This window comes from Pseudomonas sp. DD1, from assembly GCF_044510355.1.
GTDB lineage: Bacteria > Pseudomonadota > Gammaproteobacteria > Pseudomonadales > Pseudomonadaceae > Aquipseudomonas > Aquipseudomonas shahriarae.
Genome location: NZ_MSAJ01000008.1, coordinates 116,359 through 133,498, shown reverse-complemented (window position 1 = coordinate 133,498; position 17,140 = coordinate 116,359). Strand labels below are relative to the sequence as shown.

The following is a 17,140-nucleotide window of genomic DNA, read 5'->3' as shown; positions in this document are numbered from 1 at the left end:
CCCCCAGGATCCCGCCCCCGGCCCCGGTCAGGCCCATCACCAGCCCCATGAACACGCCAAAAAAACTTGCCAGCAGCATAGGGTTCTCTCACTCCACCTTGGCCAGACGGGTCAGCCATTCGCGGCCCTTGAGCATGCCGTTCCAGTAGAACCACGGCAGCAGCGTCGCCTTCAAAAACCACGCCGAGCGCCGCGCCACCGTCGGGTCGAGGGGAAAGGTCGGCAGCAGCCGGCCGCCATAACCGAACTCGGCCAGCACCACCTTGCCCTTCTCCACCGTCAACGGGCAGGAGCCATAACCGTCGTACTTGAGCGGCAATGGCGCCTGTCTGCGCAGGGCCAGCAAGTTCTCGGCGACCACCACGATTTGCTTGCGCACCGCCGCCGCCGTCTTGGCATTGCTGGTGGAGCACACATCGCCCAGGGCGAAGATGTGCGGGTAACGCACCTGTTGCAGGCTGTGGGGGTCGACCTCGCACCAGCCAGCGGCGTCGGCCAGTGGGCTGTGGCGGATAAAGTCCGGGGCCACTTGCGGCGGGACGACGTGCAGCATGTCGAAGGATTTTTCTTCGACGCTGACATTGCCTTCGGCGTCCTTGACCTCGAACCAGGCCTTGCGCGCCGGGCCATCGACCTTGATCAGGTTGGAGTTGAAGGCCAACTGCACGCCATATTTCTCGACATAGTTCATCAACGGCGGCACAAAGGTTGCCACGCCAAACAGCGCGGCGCCGGCCAGGTTGAATTCGACGTCGATGGTGTTCAGGTCACCTTGCTTGAGCCAATGATCGCAAGACAGGTACATGGCCTTTTGCGGCGCCCCTGCGCATTTGATCGGCATGGCCGGCTGGGTAAAGATCGCCTTGCCACCCTTGAGCTGCTGCACCAGTTGCCAGGTGTAGGGCGCGTGCTGGTAGCTGTAGTTGGAGGTAACGCCGTTGTGGCCCAGGGTCTGCTCCAGGCCTTGGATTTTCTCCCAGGCCAGGCGCAGGCCGGGGCAGACGATGAGGTTATTCCAGGTCACACGCTGGCCGCTGTCGAGCACCAGGGCCTGCTCGTCGGGCAGCAACTGACTGACCGCCGCCTGCACCCAGGTCACGCCGTCGGGCAATACCTGGGCCATGGGGCGCATGGTCTTGCGGATGTCATGGGCGCCGCCGCCCACCAGGGTCCAGGCGGGTTGGTAGTAATGCTCGGCGCTGGGTTCAATCAGGATGATATTGAGCTGCGGGTCGCGCTTGAGCAGGCTGGCCAGCAGGCCGATGCCTGCCGAGCCGCCGCCGATGACCACGATGTCGCCACTGATGGTCGGTCCCCAGTGTTGGTCGTTCATAGTCCTGGCCTTTCTTATTTCAACAATGCACACAAGGGTCGTTGCCGTATGGCGTCACGCCCAGCTTTTTATCACCGCCCCGCAGTACAGCCCGGAGAGGGTTTTCATCACTTGAATCACTTCGTGGCTGGCCAACCCGTAAAAGATGTACTTGCCTTCACGACGGGTCGCCACCAGCCCTTCGTCGCGCAGGATCCCCAGTTGCTGGGACAACGTCGGCTGGCGCACGCCGGTCATGGTTTCCAGCTCACCCACATTGCGCTCGCCCTGGGTCAACTGGCAGAGGATCAGTAGCCGGTCCTCATTGGCCAGGGCCTTGAGCAAGGTACAGGCCTTGGACGCAGACGCACGCAACTGGGCGACTTCACCTTCACTCAGACTGGATTCCATTTGCTTCGGTCCTTTCTCTCACTTAAGCTCAAAACATTATGTTTAAACATAAAGTGAATATCACGCCTTTTTTTAGCCATCAGGGACAACCGTCATGCCTGCGCTGATTCAACCCTTCCTGGACGAGGCCTCGTCGACATGGACCTACATCGTCTATGAAGCGGACGGTGGACCCTGTGCCATTGTCGACTCGGTGCTCAACTACGACCCCGCGTCCGGACGCACCAACACGCGCCAGGCCGACCACGTCGTGGCGTTCGTCCAGGCCCATGGCTTGCAGGTGCAATGGCTGCTGGAAACCCACGCCCACGCCGACCACCTGTCCGCCGCGCCGTACCTGCGCCGTGTCTTGGGCGGCAAAATCGCCATTGGCCAGTCCATCAGCCAGGTGCAGGGCGTGTTCAAGCACCTGTTCAACCTGGAGCCGGCGTTTCGCGTTGACGGTTCGCAGTTCGACCATCTGTTCGCCCCCGACGAGGTGTTCCACATCGGCAACCTCAAGGCCCAGGCCCTGCACGTGCCCGGCCATACCCCGGCAGACATGGCCTACCTGATCGACGACCAGTTGATCCTGGTGGGCGACACCCTGTTCATGCCCGACGTGGGCACCGCCCGCTGTGACTTCCCTGGCGGCGATGCGCGCCAGTTGTATGCCTCGATGCGCAAGTTGCTGGCCTTCCCCGGCGACACCCGGCTATACGTGTGCCATGACTATCCACCCGAGGGCCGCGAGGCCAAATGCCTGACCAGCGTGGCTGAACAGCGAGCGAGCAATATCCATGTGCATGACGGGGTGGATGAAGCGGCATTTGTGCAAATGCGCACCACCCGTGATGCCGGGCTGGGCATGCCGACGCTGTTGCTGCCGGCGATCCAGGTGAATGTACGAGCGGGGAATATGCCGCCGGCGGAAGACAATGGCGTGGTGTACCTGAAAATCCCGATCAACCAGCTGTGACACGGCACATCGGGCTCAACTGAAGTAAGAGCCCTTGGGCTTGGGCAAGCCTGACCAAAGCTCGTCGATATGCTTGAAGCCCCAGTCCTCGATGCTCTCGCGAGCGACAATCTTGTCGCGCTGCTCGGCCAGGTTCACCACCACCTGGATAATGGGCAAGCGAGAGCGCGCCGAAAAGAACACTTTGACCCGTGGCGTGAGCAACGACTTCTGGCTTTGCTCAATCACCACACCGATACGCCCGCTCTCCAGGCGCACCAAGGCGCCCACCGGGTAAATCCCCATGCACCGGACAAACGCCTGGAACACCCGCTCATCGAAATGGCCTTTCCACTCGGCCATTTTCTGAATGGCATCGGCCGGCCCCCAGCCTTGTTTATAAGGCCGCTCTGAGGTCACCGCATCGTACACATCACACACCGCGCCCATGTGTGCAAACAAGCTGATCTGATCCTGGCGCAGGCCGTGGGGATAACCCTCGCCGTTGCACTTTTCATGGTGATGCAAGCACACATCCAATACCAGGGCGCTGATATGCGGGCTGTTGCGCAACATGTTCACCCCCTCCTGGGGGTGGCTGCGCACAATCTCGAACTCCGCCTCAGTCAGCTTGCCGGCCTTGCTTAAAATGCCCTCCGGGATGGCCATTTTCCCCACGTCATGGAACAACCCTGCCAGCCCTGCCTCCTGGACCAATGCCGGCGACAGCCCCAACTGCCTGGCCAACGCGATCATCAAGCCACTGACCGCGACCGAATGCATGTAGGTGTATTCATCGGCCCGCTTCAACCGGGCCAGGCTGATCAGGGCATGGGGGTGGCGCAAAATCGACTGGGAAATTTCATCCACCAGGCTAACCACGCGAGTAGGGTCGATCGCGCCCCCCATGCGCAAGTCACTGAACATTTCGACGACGGCACTCTTGGCCCGCGCGCACACCTTGACGGCACGCGCCACCTCGACCTTCATATCAACACGCGGGGGCACCGCAGATTGCGCCAGTGCAGCGACCGTTGAGGTAACAGCTGGCGAACGCGGCAGCTCGTCCGGCAGCACGTCGTCCCCCTTCTCGGTATCAATCCAGAGGCTCTGCACCTGTGACTGACGCAAACGCTGCAGGTCTTGCAGACGGGTCAGCAAAAAACTGTTTTTCCAAAAACCATGGTCAGTCCAGGCGCCGTTGAGCTTCTGGACGTACATACCCAACCTGACTTGCGAAGTAGGAATGCATTTCAACATAGGCATTACCTCACAGTTCAAGATCAAACAACCTGCCCGACTCGGCTCAGTTCACCGAGAACCTCGAAACAATCTGTTTGAGATCAATCGCCAGCTTCGACAGTTCATTACTGGCGATCGAGGTTTGACTGGCGGCCGACGAGCTCTGGATAGACAGGTCACGAATGCTGATGAGGTTCTGGTCGACAGAGCGTGCGACGTGGGCCTGCTCTTCCGACGCGGTGGCGATCAGCAGGTTTCGCTCGTTGATATCCTCGATCGCATGGGTGATTTGAGTAATGGCCGCACCCGCTTCATGGGCGATCTTCAACGAATCCACGGCTTCAGTTCGGTTCAGCCCCATCGAGAGCACCGCCTCACTGGAACAGCTCTGGATCTTCGCGATCATCTGTTCGATTTCCTGGGTCGAGGTCTGCGTTCTATGGGCCAACGCCCTGACCTCGTCGGCCACCACCGCAAAGCCGCGCCCCTGCTCGCCGGCCCGGGCCGCTTCGATGGCCGCATTCAGGGCCAGCAGGTTGGTTTGCTCGGCAATGGAGCGGATGACTTCCACCACCCTTGCAATGTCCTGGGCCTGTTTGGCCAGCCCCTCTACTTCGACCCCGGTTTGCTGGACGGTGGCGCTCAATTTTTCAATCGAAGCGATGGTCTGGGTCACCCGCTCCTGGCCGACTTTTGCCGAGCGTTGGGAGTCCTGTGTCGACTGGGAGGCCGACACCGCATTACGCGCCACTTCTTCTACCGCGGCAGTCATCTCATTGACCGCCGTGGCGGCCTGATCGGTCTCCATACTTTGTCGTTCAATACCGGCACTGGACTCCTTGGTGATCGAACTCATCTCTTCAGCAGCCGATGCCAGTTGGCCGGATGCTTCGGATATATGCTGCAAAGTACTTTTCAAACTCATCTGCATGGCTGCAGTGGACTGTTGCAGGTCGGTCAGTTCGTCCTTGCCGCTGATCTGGATGGCGACACCCAAGTCTCCCTGGGCAATCTTCGCCGTCGCGGCCAACAGTTCGCCAACCGGCGTGATGATACTTTTGGTGAACAGTCGGGCGACCACAATGGTCAACAGCACCGACGCCACCATCAGGATCAATGTGAACAATCGGGCAGCATCATATTCATGGGCCGCAGTGGCCACTGCGGCCTGCCCACCCGTTTCGTTGATAGCCAACAATTCCCCAATCATGGACTGCAGCTTAACGGCCAGAGGGCTGGTGTAATCTCTAAAAAACACACTCAAGTCAGCAGCCGAATGTGAACTGTCCATGGCCAGCAACTCATCAACTTTCAGGTTATAGGCCTGTATATCCCGTATGACTTGATCATATTTATTCTTTTCTTCGGGACTGGATACAAACGAAGCATACTCATTGCTTACTTTAACCAGCGCACTACTCGCCTCTTTAACAGCACCGACCGAAGTTGAACTTAGCCGATTAGCATCCAGTGCAAACCTGCGCAACTCCAGGCGAAGTTTCAATAACGTACTTTCCATCTTTCCAGCCTGACGAATGCTGGGTAGCCAGTTAGTTTCTATTTGCACAGTGGACGAATAGACTTTGTCAACTTTCACCAGGGTCATCGCGCCTTGTATTAAAAGCAACAGGCACACCACGCCAAAACACAGGGTGGTACGGGCGTTCAATCTTATGGATCTCATTGACATGGCAATTCCCCTAGGCTTACTGGCTCAAGGACTTTTACAGCCTCGATGGCATCAGTGTGTGGAGCGTTCTGTGAAAAAAATGTAGGCCTATCGTTGTTTTATGGAGCCGACAAACAAAAAAACCACGCAAACCACTACTTAGCTAACTACTTATATAAGTCAATTAGACCAAGGAATATGCCGCAACGATAACAGGCGAGCGGGCACCCTTAGAGCCTTAAATAGCCAGATGGACTAGTTTCTCATTCTCTATGACTCGCTCTTCCGACTAAGACATGAGCTTAGCAGATACCTTACTGCCCATAAGGACAAGCGTTTTTTATAATAATGGCTTGCTCACCAGACACTTCCAGATGATCGCTATCAGTCACATCGCCTCGTATGAATAGAAACAATTGCGTATTACCGACGTTACGAGAGGAAGATCTATACACCACATTCTGCTGCCTCCCCCACGGATACTCCAGGAACCCACATTCTATGGAGCATCTGAAACATGGACATCCGACGTAACCACCGCGACCTGACCGGGGAGCAGAAACGAGCCTTTGTCACCGCCATTCTGCGGCTCAAGAACGACGTTCCAAGTGTCCTGCGCCCCGGCCTGCAGAACCGCTATGACGATTTTGTGCAGGTCCATCGCAACTCTATGGGCGGGCCCAACCCACTGGTCCCCAACCCCCACCAAAGCCCGCTGTTCTATCCCTGGCACCGGATCCTGATTCGGCAGTTCGAACTGGCGCTCAAAACCGCCGCAAATGATCCGTCTATCACCCTGCCCTATTGGGATTGGCAGCTAGAGGGTCGCAGCAACCCCTTCACCGCCGATTTCATGGGGGGCAACGGCGACAACATGCAAAACCAACGTGTCACCACCGGCCCATTTTCCGTGTTCAACGGCGCATTCGAACTCAAGGTGTGGGACGACAATTCGGGTGATCAGGGTCTGCGTCGCGACCTGGGGGCAAATCCCGAGCAGCCCTTGCCAGGCCCCCTGGAAGTGATTTCAACGTTGGCGCGCACCCCGTACTGGCAAGTCCCCGTGGCTGAAGCCTCCGGAGGTTGGGAAAATGTCAGTGAAGACCGATTGCACAACAGGGTTCATGCCTGGATCGGCGGCGATATGACCACCGCCTCCTCTTCCAATGACCCGCTGTTTTTCCTGCACCATTGCCATCTGGACTTTCTATGGGAGCAGTGGCGCCAGCAGCATCCGATCAGCGAGCCGTTCCAGCCCAGGGCTGACGCCCCCAACGGCGTGCTGGACTCAAGCCTGGTGTTCAACCCGCCAAACGAACCGGCACCCTGGCCAGAGCGCTGGACCGTCAGGCAGACCCTGGACCTTGAGCAACTTGACTACCGTTATGAATAAGTCAGCTGCCTAGGTTCAAACCATTGGCCGGCAGCGGCAGCGCGGTCTTGTAGCGCACCTGCTTGAGTGCAAAGCTCGAGCGGATGTTCGCCACACCCGGCACCTTAGTCAGAAAATCCATCATAAAGCGCTCCAGCGACTGGATGGTCGGCACCAGCACCCGGATCAGGTAGTCCGGGTCACCGGCCATCAGGTAGCACTCCATCACCTCCGGCCGGTCGGAAATCGCCCCCTCGAATTGCTGCAGGGCTTCCTCGTTCTGCTTTTCCAGGCTGACGTGGATAAACACATTGACGTGCAGCCCCAGCAAATCGGCGTCCAGCAGCGTGACCTGGTCACGGATCAAACCCAATTCCTCCATCGCCTTGACCCGGTTGAAACACGGCGTGGGCGACAGGTTGACCGAGCGTGCGAGGTCGGCGTTGGTGATGCGGGCATTCTCCTGAAGGCTGTTGAGAATCCCGATATCAATACGGTCCAGCTTGCGCATGAGACAAAACCACCTGTTTATTATGTTTATGCAGATTTTTTATCCTCAAATGATCTCAGGCGCAACCAAACAGAGATAAATATTCTCCACGCCCCGGCCTATGATTGTTGTAGGACAAGATTTCTCCTACCCGGGGACTGACTGTCAGCTAAGCGCGCCCACTACAAGAAATTCACAAGATCGAGCGTAGAAAGCCATGACCCAGCAATACGAACCGCTGCGCCTGCACGTTCCCGAGCCTTCTGGCCGTCCAGGTTGCAAGACCGACTTTACCTACCTGCATCTGACCGATGCGGGTACGGTGCGCAAACCCGCAATTGACGTAGAAGCCGCCGACACCGCCGACCTGGCCAAGGGCCTGATCCGCGTGCTCGACGACCAGGGCCAGGCCCTGGGCCCATGGGCCGAAGGTGTCCCGGTAGACATTTTGCGCCGCGGCATGCGTGCCATGCTCAAGACGCGGATCTTCGACAACCGCATGGTGGTCGCCCAGCGTCAGAAAAAGATGTCGTTCTATATGCAAAGCCTTGGCGAAGAAGCCATCGGCAGCGCCCAGGCCCTGGCCTTGAACATCGACGACATGTGCTTCCCCACCTACCGCCAGCAAAGCATCCTGATGGCCCGTGAAGTGCCGCTGGTAGACCTGATCTGCCAACTGCTGTCCAACGAGCGCGATCCGCTCAAGGGCCGCCAGTTGCCGATCATGTACTCGGTAAAAGACTTCGGTTTCTTCTCCATTTCCGGCAACCTCGCCACCCAGTTCGTACAGGGCGTGGGCTGGGGCATGGCCTCGGCGATCAAGGGCGATACCAAGATTGCCTCGGCATGGATCGGCGATGGTGCCACCGCCGAATCGGACTTCCACACCGCCCTGACCTTCGCCCACGTGTACCGCGCGCCGGTGATTCTCAACGTGGTCAACAACCAGTGGGCGATCTCCACCTTCCAGGCCATCGCCGGTGGTGAAGCCACCACCTTCGCCGGACGCGGCGTGGGTTGTGGCATCGCCTCCCTGCGGGTGGACGGCAACGACTTTATCGCGGTGTACGCCGCCTCTGCCTGGGCCGCCGAACGCGCGCGCCGCAACCTCGGCCCGACCCTGATCGAATGGGTCACCTACCGCGCCGGCCCGCACTCCACCTCCGATGACCCCTCCAAGTACCGGCCTGCCGACGACTGGAGCCACTTCCCGTTGGGCGACCCGATTGCCCGCCTCAAGCAGCACCTGATCAAGATTGGCCAGTGGTCCGAAGAGGAACACGCCACGGTCAGTGCGCAGCTGGAGGCCGAAGTGATCAGCGCGCAGAAAGAAGCCGAACAGTACGGCACCCTGGCCGGTGGCCAGATTCCAAGCGCCGCGAGCATGTTCGAAGACGTTTATAAAGAGATGCCGGAGCACTTGAAGCGCCAGCGTCAAGAGTTGGGGATCTGACATGAACGATCACAACAATAAAATCGAGCTGGAAACCGCCATGACCACGACCACCATGACCATGATCCAGGCCCTGCGCTCGGCCATGGATGTGATGCTTGAGCGCGACGACAATGTGGTGGTATTCGGCCAGGACGTCGGTTACTTCGGCGGCGTGTTCCGTTGCACCGAAGGCTTGCAGAGCAAGTACGGCACCTCGCGGGTGTTTGATGCGCCGATCTCCGAAAGCGGCATTATCGGCGTGGCCGTGGGCATGGGTGCCTATGGCCTGCGCCCGGTGGCTGAAATTCAGTTCGCCGACTACGTGTACCCGGCCACCGACCAGATCATCTCGGAAGCGGCGCGCCTGCGTTATCGCTCGGCCGGCCAGTTCACTGCACCGCTGACCATGCGCATGCCCTGCGGCGGCGGCATCTACGGCGGCCAGACCCACAGCCAGAGTATCGAAGCGGTGTTCACCCAGGTCTGCGGCCTGCGCACGGTGATGCCGTCCAACCCCTATGACGCCAAGGGCCTGCTGATCGCCTCCATCGAAAACGATGACCCGGTGATCTTCCTCGAGCCCAAGCGCCTGTACAACGGCCCGTTCGACGGCCATCACGACCGCCCGGTAACGCCGTGGTCCAAACACCCGCAAGCCCAGGTGCCGGACGGCTACTACACGGTGCCGCTGGATGTGGCTGCCATCGTGCGTCCAGGCTCGGCCGTCACGGTGCTGACTTACGGCACCACCGTGTACGTGTCGCAAGTGGCCGCCGAAGAAACCGGCATCGATGCCGAAGTCATCGACCTGCGCAGCCTGTGGCCGCTGGACCTGGAAACCATCGTCAAGTCGGTGAAAAAGACCGGCCGTTGCGTGGTGGTGCATGAAGCCACCCGGACCTGCGGTTTTGGTGCCGAGCTGGTGTCGTTGGTGCAAGAACACTGCTTCCACTACCTGGAAGCGCCTATCGAGCGTGTGACCGGTTGGGACACCCCCTACCCCCACGCGCAAGAGTGGGCGTATTTCCCTGGCCCGACCCGTGTGGGCGCGGCTTTGCAACGGGTCATGGAGGTCTGAATGGGCACGCACGTTATCAAGATGCCGGACATTGGCGAAGGCATCGCAGAAGTTGAGTTGTCGGTATGGCACGTCAAGGTTGGCGATATGGTCGTGGAAGACCAGGTGCTGGCGGATGTGATGACCGACAAGGCGATGGTGGATATTCCCTCGCCGGTCCATGGCAAGGTGATATCGCTGGGCGGCGAGCCGGGTGAAGTCATGGCCGTGGGCAGTATCCTGATCAGCATTGAAGTCGAAGGCGCGGGCAATACCCGGGAGTCGGCGTTGTCGGCGGTGGTTGAAGAAGCCGCGCCGGCCCCAAAAGCCGAAATCAAGGCCCCTGCGGTTGAAAGCAAACCGGCCGCCAAGCCGGTGGTGGCCGCCCAGGCCCCGGTGGCCCGCGACGCCAATGATCGCCCGCTGGCCTCGCCCGCCGTGCGCAAGCATGCGCTGGACGCCGGGATCCAGCTACGCCTGGTCCAGGGCTCGGGCCCGGCCGGGCGTATTCTGCATGAAGACCTCGACGCCTATCTGCAACAGGGCAGCACCCGCGCCTCGGCCGGCGCCAACCCGTATGCCGAGCGTAACGACGAAGAGCAGATCCCGGTGATCGGCATGCGCCGCAAGATCGCCCAGCGCATGCAGGACGCCACGCGCCGCGCCGCACATTTCAGCTACGTCGAAGAGATCGACGTGACGGCCCTCGACGACTTGCGCGTACACCTCAATGAAAAACACGGCGCCAGTCGCGGCAAGCTGACGTTGTTGCCATTCCTGGTGCGCGCGATGGTTGTGGCCTTGCGCGATTTCCCGCAGATCAACGCGCGTTATGACGACGAAGCCCAAGTCATCACCCGCCTTGGCGCGGTGCATGTGGGCGTCGCCACCCAGAGCGATGTCGGCCTGATGGTGCCCGTGGTGCGTCACGCCGAGGCGCGCAGCCTGTGGGGCACCGCCGAAGAAATCACCCGCCTGGCCAACGCCGCGCGCAATGGCAAGGCCAGCCGTGACGAACTGTCGGGCTCGACCATCACCCTGACCAGCCTCGGCGCGTTGGGCGGAATTGTCAGCACCCCGGTGCTGAACCTGCCGGAAGTGGCGATTGTCGGCGTCAACCGCATCGTCGAGCGACCAATGGTGATCAAGGGGCAGATCGTGATCCGCAAGATGATGAACCTTTCCAGCTCCTTCGATCACCGGGTGGTCGATGGCATGGACGCGGCGCAATTCATCCAGGCCATCCGTGGCCTGCTCGAACAACCCGCCAGCCTTTTCCTGGAGTAAGGGCATGACTCAGACTTTGCATACCTCGCTGCTGATTATCGGCGGCGGCCCGGGCGGCTATGTGGCGGCGATTCGCGCCGGCCAACTGGGCATCCCGACCATCCTGGTAGAAGGCCAGGCGTTGGGCGGTACCTGCCTGAATATCGGCTGCATTCCGTCCAAGGCCCTGATCCACGTTGCCGAGCAGTTCCAGCAAACCGTGCACCACAGCCAGGGTTCGGCCCTGGGCATCGAAGTGGATGTGCCGACCCTGGACATCCGCAAGAGCGTCGAGTGGAAGGACGGCATTGTCGACCGCCTGACCACCGGGGTTGCCGCGCTGCTGAAAAAGCACAAAGTGCAGGTAATCCACGGCTGGGCCAAGATCGTCGACGGCAAGACCGTGGACGTGGATGGCCAACGCATCCAGTGCGAGCACCTGCTGCTGGCCACCGGTTCGAAAAGCGTCAACCTGCCAATGCTGCCGATTGGCGGGCCGATCATTTCGTCCACCGAAGCCTTGGCGCCGAGCAGTGTGCCAAAACGCTTGATCGTGGTGGGTGGCGGTTATATCGGCCTGGAACTGGGGATTGCCTATCGCAAACTCGGGGCCGAAGTCAGCGTGGTCGAAGCCCAGGACCGCATCCTGCCGGCCTACGACGCCGAGCTGACGCAGCCGGTCGCCGAATCCCTCAAGCAGTTGGGGGTCAAGCTGTACCTCAAGCACAGCGTCACGGGTTTTGAAGGTGGCAGCCTGCAAGTGCGCGATCCGAATGGCGAGACCCTGGCCCTCGGCACCGACCAGGTGCTGGTTGCCGTCGGTCGCAAACCCAACACCCAGGGCTGGAACCTGGAAGCCTTGAACCTGACGATGAACGGCGCGGCAATCCAGATCGACAGTCGTTGCCAGACCAGCATGCGCAATGTGTGGGCCATTGGTGACCTGAGCGGCGAACCGATGCTGGCGCACCGGGCCATGGCCCAGGGCGAAATGGTCGCGGAGCTGATCAGCGGTAAATCCCGCGAGTTCAACCCGGCGGCGATCCCGGCGGTGTGCTTTACCGACCCGGAACTGGTGGTGGTCGGCAAGACCCCGGACGAAGCCAAGGCTGCGGGCCTGGACTGCATTGTCTCGAGCTTCCCGTTTGCGGCCAATGGCCGGGCCATGACCCTGGAGTCCAAGACCGGCTTCGTGCGGGTGGTGGCACGCCGCGACAATCACCTGATTGTTGGCTGGCAGGCGGTGGGGGTTGGCGTGTCCGAACTGTCCACGGCCTTTGGCCTGAGCCTGGAAATGGGCGCGCGCCTGGAGGATGTGGCAGGCACCATTCATGCCCACCCGACCCTCGGTGAAGCCGTGCAGGAAGCGGCGCTGCGGGCGCTGGGGCATGCCCTGCACCTCTGACCCACTGTGGCAGCGGGCTTGCCCGCGATAGCAATGTGTCAGTGTCAGAGGCGTTAACTGACCCACCGCTATCGTGAGCAAGCCCGCTCCCACACAGGCCAAGAATGAAGTATTGTTGCGCCCATCCAGAAATAAACCAAAAGCCTGCCTTCGACCAGGCGGTTGAAAAGAGATAGAGGGTGTCATGGGTAACGAAAGCATCAATTGGGACAAATTGGGTTTTGACTACATCAAGACCGACAAGCGTTTTCTCCAGACCTGGAAAGACGGCGCCTGGCAAGAAGGCACCCTGACCGAAGACAACGTGCTGCACATCAGCGAGGGCTCCACCGCCCTGCACTATGGCCAGCAGTGCTTTGAGGGCCTGAAGGCCTATCGCTGCAAGGACGGTTCGATCAACCTGTTCCGCCCGGACCAGAACGCCGCCCGCATGCAACGCAGCTGCGCCCGCCTGCTGATGCCGCAGGTGCCGACCGAAGCCTTCATCGAGGCGTGCAAGGCAGTGGTCCGCGCCAACGAGCGGTTCATCCCGCCGTACGGCACTGGCGGCGCGCTGTACCTGCGCCCGTTCGTGATCGGCACCGGTGACAACATCGGCGTGCGTACCGCGCCCGAGTTCATCTTCTCGATCTTCTGCATCCCGGTCGGCGCCTACTTCAAGGGCGGCCTGACCCCGCACAACTTCCTGATCTCCGGCTACGACCGCGCCGCGCCGAACGGCACCGGCGCCGCCAAGGTCGGTGGCAACTACGCGGCCAGCCTGATGCCCGGCTCCCTGGCGAAAAAAGCCAACTTTGCCGACTGCATCTACCTGGACCCGGCCACCCACTCGAAAATCGAAGAAGTCGGTTCGGCCAACTTCTTCGGGATCACCCACGACAACAAGTTCGTCACCCCGAACTCGCCGTCGGTGCTGCCAGGCATCACCCGCCTTTCGCTGATCGAACTGGCCAAGACCCGCCTGGGCCTGGACGTGGTCGAAGGCGACGTGCTGATCGACAAGCTGGCAGACTTCAAGGAAGCCGGCGCCTGTGGTACAGCGGCAGTGATCACGCCTATCGGCGGGATCGAGTATAAAGACAAACTGCACGTGTTCTACAGCGAAAAAGAAGTCGGCCCAGTGACCCAGAAGCTCTACAAAGAGCTGACCGGTGTGCAGTCCGGCGACGTTGAAGCGCCGGCTGGCTGGATCGTCAAGGTCTAAGCCCGCTCCCACATTTGCTTACAGGTGGTTTCAGGATTTTGGCAGGTTCTGCGCAATCTTCTTGCCCATGCTGATCCTCGGCTCCACGCCATACCCCAGTGCTTCGTAGAACCCCACCACCGTATCGTTGCCCAGATTGATCTGCAGGTTGATCTTCAGGCAGCCGAGGGCGATCAACGCCTGTTCCCCATGGCGCACCAAAGACGCGCCCAGGCCTTGCCGGCGATAGTCCGGATGCACGGCCACCGAATACAACCAACCCCGATGCCCGTCGTAACCTGCCATCAAGGTGCCGATCACGGCCTTGCCGTGGGTGGCGACAAAGAACAGCCCGTCCTCCACCGCAAGCTTTCTATCAATCGCCAGTTCCGGCCGGTTATGTGGTGTGTCATAACCAAACGCCGTCTGCCATAACGCCGCGACCTGGGCCCGATGCAAACGGTCGCGATACACGCCGATGGGGTGGCGAGACGACAATACTTTCTCCATCACCAGGGTGCGCTCGTTGCCGTGGTACACATCCCGCACGGTCTGGAACCCCAGCTTGGTATAAAACGGCTCGGCGGTGAGGGACGACGGTACGCTCAATACCGTGACCCCAGCCTCACGGGCCCGCTGTTCGATATCGACCATCAGTTGGCGGCCGATGCCCTGCCCTTGCAGCACCGGGTTGACGAACACCGAACGCACCACATTGACGTCCAAGGCGGCGGTCGCGACGATTTCTTGATCCTGGAGTGCAACCAGCACGGTACGCCGCGTGAGCAATTGCAGCACCGCCTCCGGCGTGAAGTTGCTCGCCACCCGCGCAATCACATCCGCCGGGTAGTCACGGGCGTTGCTGCTGCGCAGGGCCGCCAGGATGACCTGGCTGATGCCTTCGGCATCGGTGGGTTGGGCTAGGCGGACGGCGGTAGACATGACTCCTCCTGACGGGTGACGTAATGACAGCCACCACAATACCCATGTGTGGGCTTGTGTGGGAGCCGGGCTTGCCCGCGATGCAGGCACCTCGGTGTGTCCGCCACACCGCGGTGATGCTATCGCAGGCAAGCCAGCTCCCACACAAATCGGCTCCTACAGGTTTGAGCGCCCCCTGACAGCCGATTCGGCTGCCATACCCCTCTTTTCAGCTTTCCCGGCTGGGCTGCTCCCCTGTTTCAGCCGGGATTCTGCGGCCAGAGCGCACAAAATAGCCTCAATGCCCAACCCCATGGACTCGTGCCCCCATGCAAACCACCAATACCGTCCTGATGATCCGCCCGGCGCACTTTGCCTTTAACCCGGACACCGCGATCAACAACCGCTTCCAGCGCGCGCCCGTCGATCCGGTGGCCGCACAGCAAAAAGCGCTGGAAGAGTTCGACGGTTATGTCGACACCCTGCGCCAGCATGGTGTGGAAGTGTTGGTGGTGCAGGACACACCCGCGCCCCATACCCCGGACTCGATCTTCCCCAATAACTGGTGGAGCAGCCATGCCGACGGCAGCCTGGTGCTGTACCCGATGGAGGGCCAGAACCGCCGCCTGGAGCGCGATAAAGGCGTGCTGCAAGTACTGGAGCAGCGCTTCGCAATCAAAGACACCATCGACTTCAGCCACCTGGAACAACAGAACATGTTCCTCGAAGGTACTGGCAGCATGGTCCTCGACCGCCAGCACCGCATCAGCTACGCCTGCCACTCCGGGCGCACCCATCACGATGCCCTGCGCCAGTTTGCCGAGCGCCTGGACTATCAGGTCTGCGCCTTCCACGCCGTCGACCGCCATCACGCACCGATCTACCACAGCAACGTGATGATGAGCGTCGGCCGCGACCTGTCGGTGGTGTGCCTGGACGCGCTGCCCGAAACCCAAGAACGCCAGGGCCTGGAACGCTCCCTGCGCGACACCGGCAAAGACATCCTGGCCCTGGACTTCGACCAACTGGAAGCCTTCGCCGGCAACATGCTGGAACTCCACGACCGCGACGGCCAGCCGCTGCTGGTGATGTCGGCCAGCGCCTGGCGCTCGCTCAAGCCGGCGCAGCGCCTGCATGTGGAACGCCACACCCACCCAGTCGTGGTGAATATCGACAACATCGAACGCATCGGCGGCGGCAGTGCCCGCTGCATGTTGGCCGAAGTGCATCTTCCGGCCCGCGCCTCATTCCAATAAGGAGTTTTTCCATGACCCGTTATATCGACGTCAACGACCTCAGCTACCTGGTATCGCAAAAAGGCCTGCAAACCTGCATCACCGAGATGGCCGAGTACATCCGCGCCGACTACCTGCGCTGGAATGACTTCGAAAAATGCGCGCGCCTGGCCAACCACTCGCCCGAGGGCGTGATCGAACTGATGCCGGTCTCGGATGCTTCGCTGTATGCCTTCAAATACGTCAACGGCCACCCGAAAAATACCCAGAGCGGCATGCTCACGGTCATGGCATTCGGCGCCCTGGGGGATGTGGATACCGGCAAACCGGTGCTGCTCAGCGAGATGACCCTGACCACGGCGATCCGCACTGCCGCCACTTCGGCCCTGGTTGCACGCTACCTGGCACGGGACAACAGCCGCAGCATGGCGCTGATCGGCAATGGCTCGCAAAGTGAGTTTCAGGCCCTGGCGTTCCACACCTTGCTGGGCATCAATGAGATCCGCCTGTTCGATATAGATACCCAGGCCATGCACAAGCTGGCGAACAACCTCAAGGCCTTCCCGGCGATCAAGCTGACCCTCGCGGGTAGCGTCGCCGAAGCGGTGAAAGGCGCCGATATCGTCACCACCGTCACCGCCGACAAGGCCTACGCCACCATCCTTACCGACGACATGATCGAGCCCGGCATGCACCTCAATGCCGTGGGCGGCGACTGCCCCGGCAAGACCGAACTGGACCGGCGCATCGTCGAGCGCGCGCGGGTGATCGTCGAGTACGAACCACAAAGCCGTATCGAAGGCGAAATCCAGCATATGCCTGAGGATTCGCCGGTCATCGAGCTGTGGCAAGTGATCAACGGCCAGAAGCCGGGCCGGGAAAATGCGCGCCAGGTCACCCTGTTTGACTCGGTAGGTTTTGCCCTCGAAGACTATTCGGCCCTGCGTTATGTACTGGATGTGGCTAAGGCCCTGGACGTGGGCAGCGAGCTGGAGCTGGTACCGGACCTGGCCGACCCCAAGGACCTGTTCGCCCGCCTGGCCCAGCGACCAACCGCACAGCATAAAAAGCGCGCCTGAAACCGCTCTGGCCTGCCGCTTTGCGCAAGCGGCGGGCCCTAAACCGCGGTTTGAAAAGCCGATATACAGGGTGCCGCAGCCGATTCTGCTGCAATCCGCGTTTTAACAGCGTATTCCGCATGCGAA

General features: G+C 60.6%; 15 protein-coding genes. 9 read left to right on the top strand and 6 right to left on the bottom strand.

Annotation, left to right across the window (positions count from 1 at the left end; genetic code table 11):
• Positions 1-88: 88 nt before the first annotated feature.
• Both PSFL_RS06910 and PSFL_RS06905 read right to left on the bottom strand, forming a co-directional pair.
• A complete protein-coding gene (locus PSFL_RS06910; RefSeq protein ID WP_170060299.1) occupies positions 89-1,333 on the bottom strand; it encodes an FAD/NAD(P)-binding oxidoreductase in 1,245 nt (414 codons plus the stop codon).
• A gap of 54 nt (positions 1,334-1,387) precedes the next feature.
• Positions 1,388-1,723: a helix-turn-helix transcriptional regulator gene (locus PSFL_RS06905; protein ID WP_032860171.1), complete on the bottom strand. Its 336-nt coding sequence runs from the start codon at positions 1,721-1,723 to the stop codon at positions 1,388-1,390.
• 94 nt (positions 1,724-1,817) lie between these two features.
• Between PSFL_RS06905 and PSFL_RS06900 the strand changes: the two genes are divergently transcribed.
• Positions 1,818-2,681, top strand: a complete 864-nt coding sequence (locus tag PSFL_RS06900; RefSeq protein ID WP_397469838.1) for an MBL fold metallo-hydrolase — start codon at positions 1,818-1,820, stop codon at positions 2,679-2,681.
• 15 nt (positions 2,682-2,696) lie between these two features.
• Here PSFL_RS06900 and PSFL_RS06895 read toward each other — a convergent pair whose 3' ends face one another.
• The gene (locus PSFL_RS06895) at positions 2,697-3,920 is read right to left on the bottom strand and encodes an HD-GYP domain-containing protein (protein WP_198799385.1); all 1,224 of its coding nucleotides are present in this window, start codon (positions 3,918-3,920) and stop codon (positions 2,697-2,699) included.
• Between the two features lie 46 nt (positions 3,921-3,966).
• On the bottom strand, positions 3,967-5,592 hold the full coding sequence (locus tag PSFL_RS06890) for a methyl-accepting chemotaxis protein (RefSeq protein ID WP_397469837.1): 1,626 nt from the start codon (positions 5,590-5,592) through the stop codon (positions 3,967-3,969).
• Between the two features lie 496 nt (positions 5,593-6,088).
• Here PSFL_RS06890 and PSFL_RS06885 point away from each other — a divergent pair, with 496 nt between their 5' ends.
• A complete protein-coding gene (locus PSFL_RS06885; protein ID WP_169961117.1) occupies positions 6,089-6,964 on the top strand; it encodes a tyrosinase family protein in 876 nt (291 codons plus the stop codon).
• 1 nt (position 6,965) lies between these two features.
• On the opposite strand, the gene bkdR is transcribed toward PSFL_RS06885, so the two are convergent.
• Positions 6,966-7,454, bottom strand: a complete 489-nt coding sequence (gene bkdR / locus PSFL_RS06880) for a Bkd operon transcriptional regulator BkdR (protein WP_057439415.1) — start codon at positions 7,452-7,454, stop codon at positions 6,966-6,968.
• Between the two features lie 196 nt (positions 7,455-7,650).
• Between bkdR and PSFL_RS06875 the strand changes: the two genes are divergently transcribed.
• From PSFL_RS06875 to PSFL_RS06855, 5 genes are all read left to right on the top strand, one after another.
• Entirely contained in the window at positions 7,651-8,886 is a 1,236-nt protein-coding gene (locus PSFL_RS06875) for a 3-methyl-2-oxobutanoate dehydrogenase (2-methylpropanoyl-transferring) subunit alpha (protein ID WP_120733532.1), read from the top strand.
• A 1-nt stretch (position 8,887) separates the two neighbouring features.
• Positions 8,888-9,946 carry an alpha-ketoacid dehydrogenase subunit beta gene (locus tag PSFL_RS06870; RefSeq protein ID WP_057439417.1) on the top strand — a complete coding sequence of 353 codons (1,059 nt, stop codon included), beginning with the start codon at positions 8,888-8,890 and terminating at the stop codon, positions 9,944-9,946.
• Complete coding sequence (locus tag PSFL_RS06865; RefSeq protein WP_397469836.1) at positions 9,947-11,212, top strand: dihydrolipoamide acetyltransferase family protein; 1,266 nt, start codon at positions 9,947-9,949, stop codon at positions 11,210-11,212.
• 4 nt (positions 11,213-11,216) lie between these two features.
• Positions 11,217-12,596 (top strand): dihydrolipoyl dehydrogenase, encoded by a 1,380-nt coding sequence (lpdA, locus tag PSFL_RS06860; protein ID WP_397469835.1) that lies wholly within the window; start codon positions 11,217-11,219, stop codon positions 12,594-12,596.
• 184 nt (positions 12,597-12,780) lie between these two features.
• Complete coding sequence (locus PSFL_RS06855) at positions 12,781-13,800, top strand: branched-chain amino acid aminotransferase (RefSeq protein ID WP_057439419.1); 1,020 nt, start codon at positions 12,781-12,783, stop codon at positions 13,798-13,800.
• A gap of 30 nt (positions 13,801-13,830) precedes the next feature.
• Here the strand turns inward: PSFL_RS06855 and PSFL_RS06850 are convergent, their stop codons facing one another.
• On the bottom strand, positions 13,831-14,721 hold the full coding sequence (locus tag PSFL_RS06850; RefSeq protein WP_170060302.1) for a GNAT family acetyltransferase: 891 nt from the start codon (positions 14,719-14,721) through the stop codon (positions 13,831-13,833).
• Between the two features lie 308 nt (positions 14,722-15,029).
• On the opposite strand from PSFL_RS06850, the gene ctlX reads away from it, so the two are divergent.
• Both ctlX and PSFL_RS06840 read left to right on the top strand, forming a co-directional pair.
• The gene (ctlX, locus tag PSFL_RS06845; RefSeq protein ID WP_169961336.1) at positions 15,030-15,956 is read left to right on the top strand and encodes a citrulline utilization hydrolase CtlX; all 927 of its coding nucleotides are present in this window, start codon (positions 15,030-15,032) and stop codon (positions 15,954-15,956) included.
• An 11-nt stretch (positions 15,957-15,967) separates the two neighbouring features.
• Positions 15,968-17,014: an ornithine cyclodeaminase gene (locus PSFL_RS06840; protein WP_120733537.1), complete on the top strand. Its 1,047-nt coding sequence runs from the start codon at positions 15,968-15,970 to the stop codon at positions 17,012-17,014.
• Positions 17,015-17,140 lie beyond the last annotated feature (126 nt).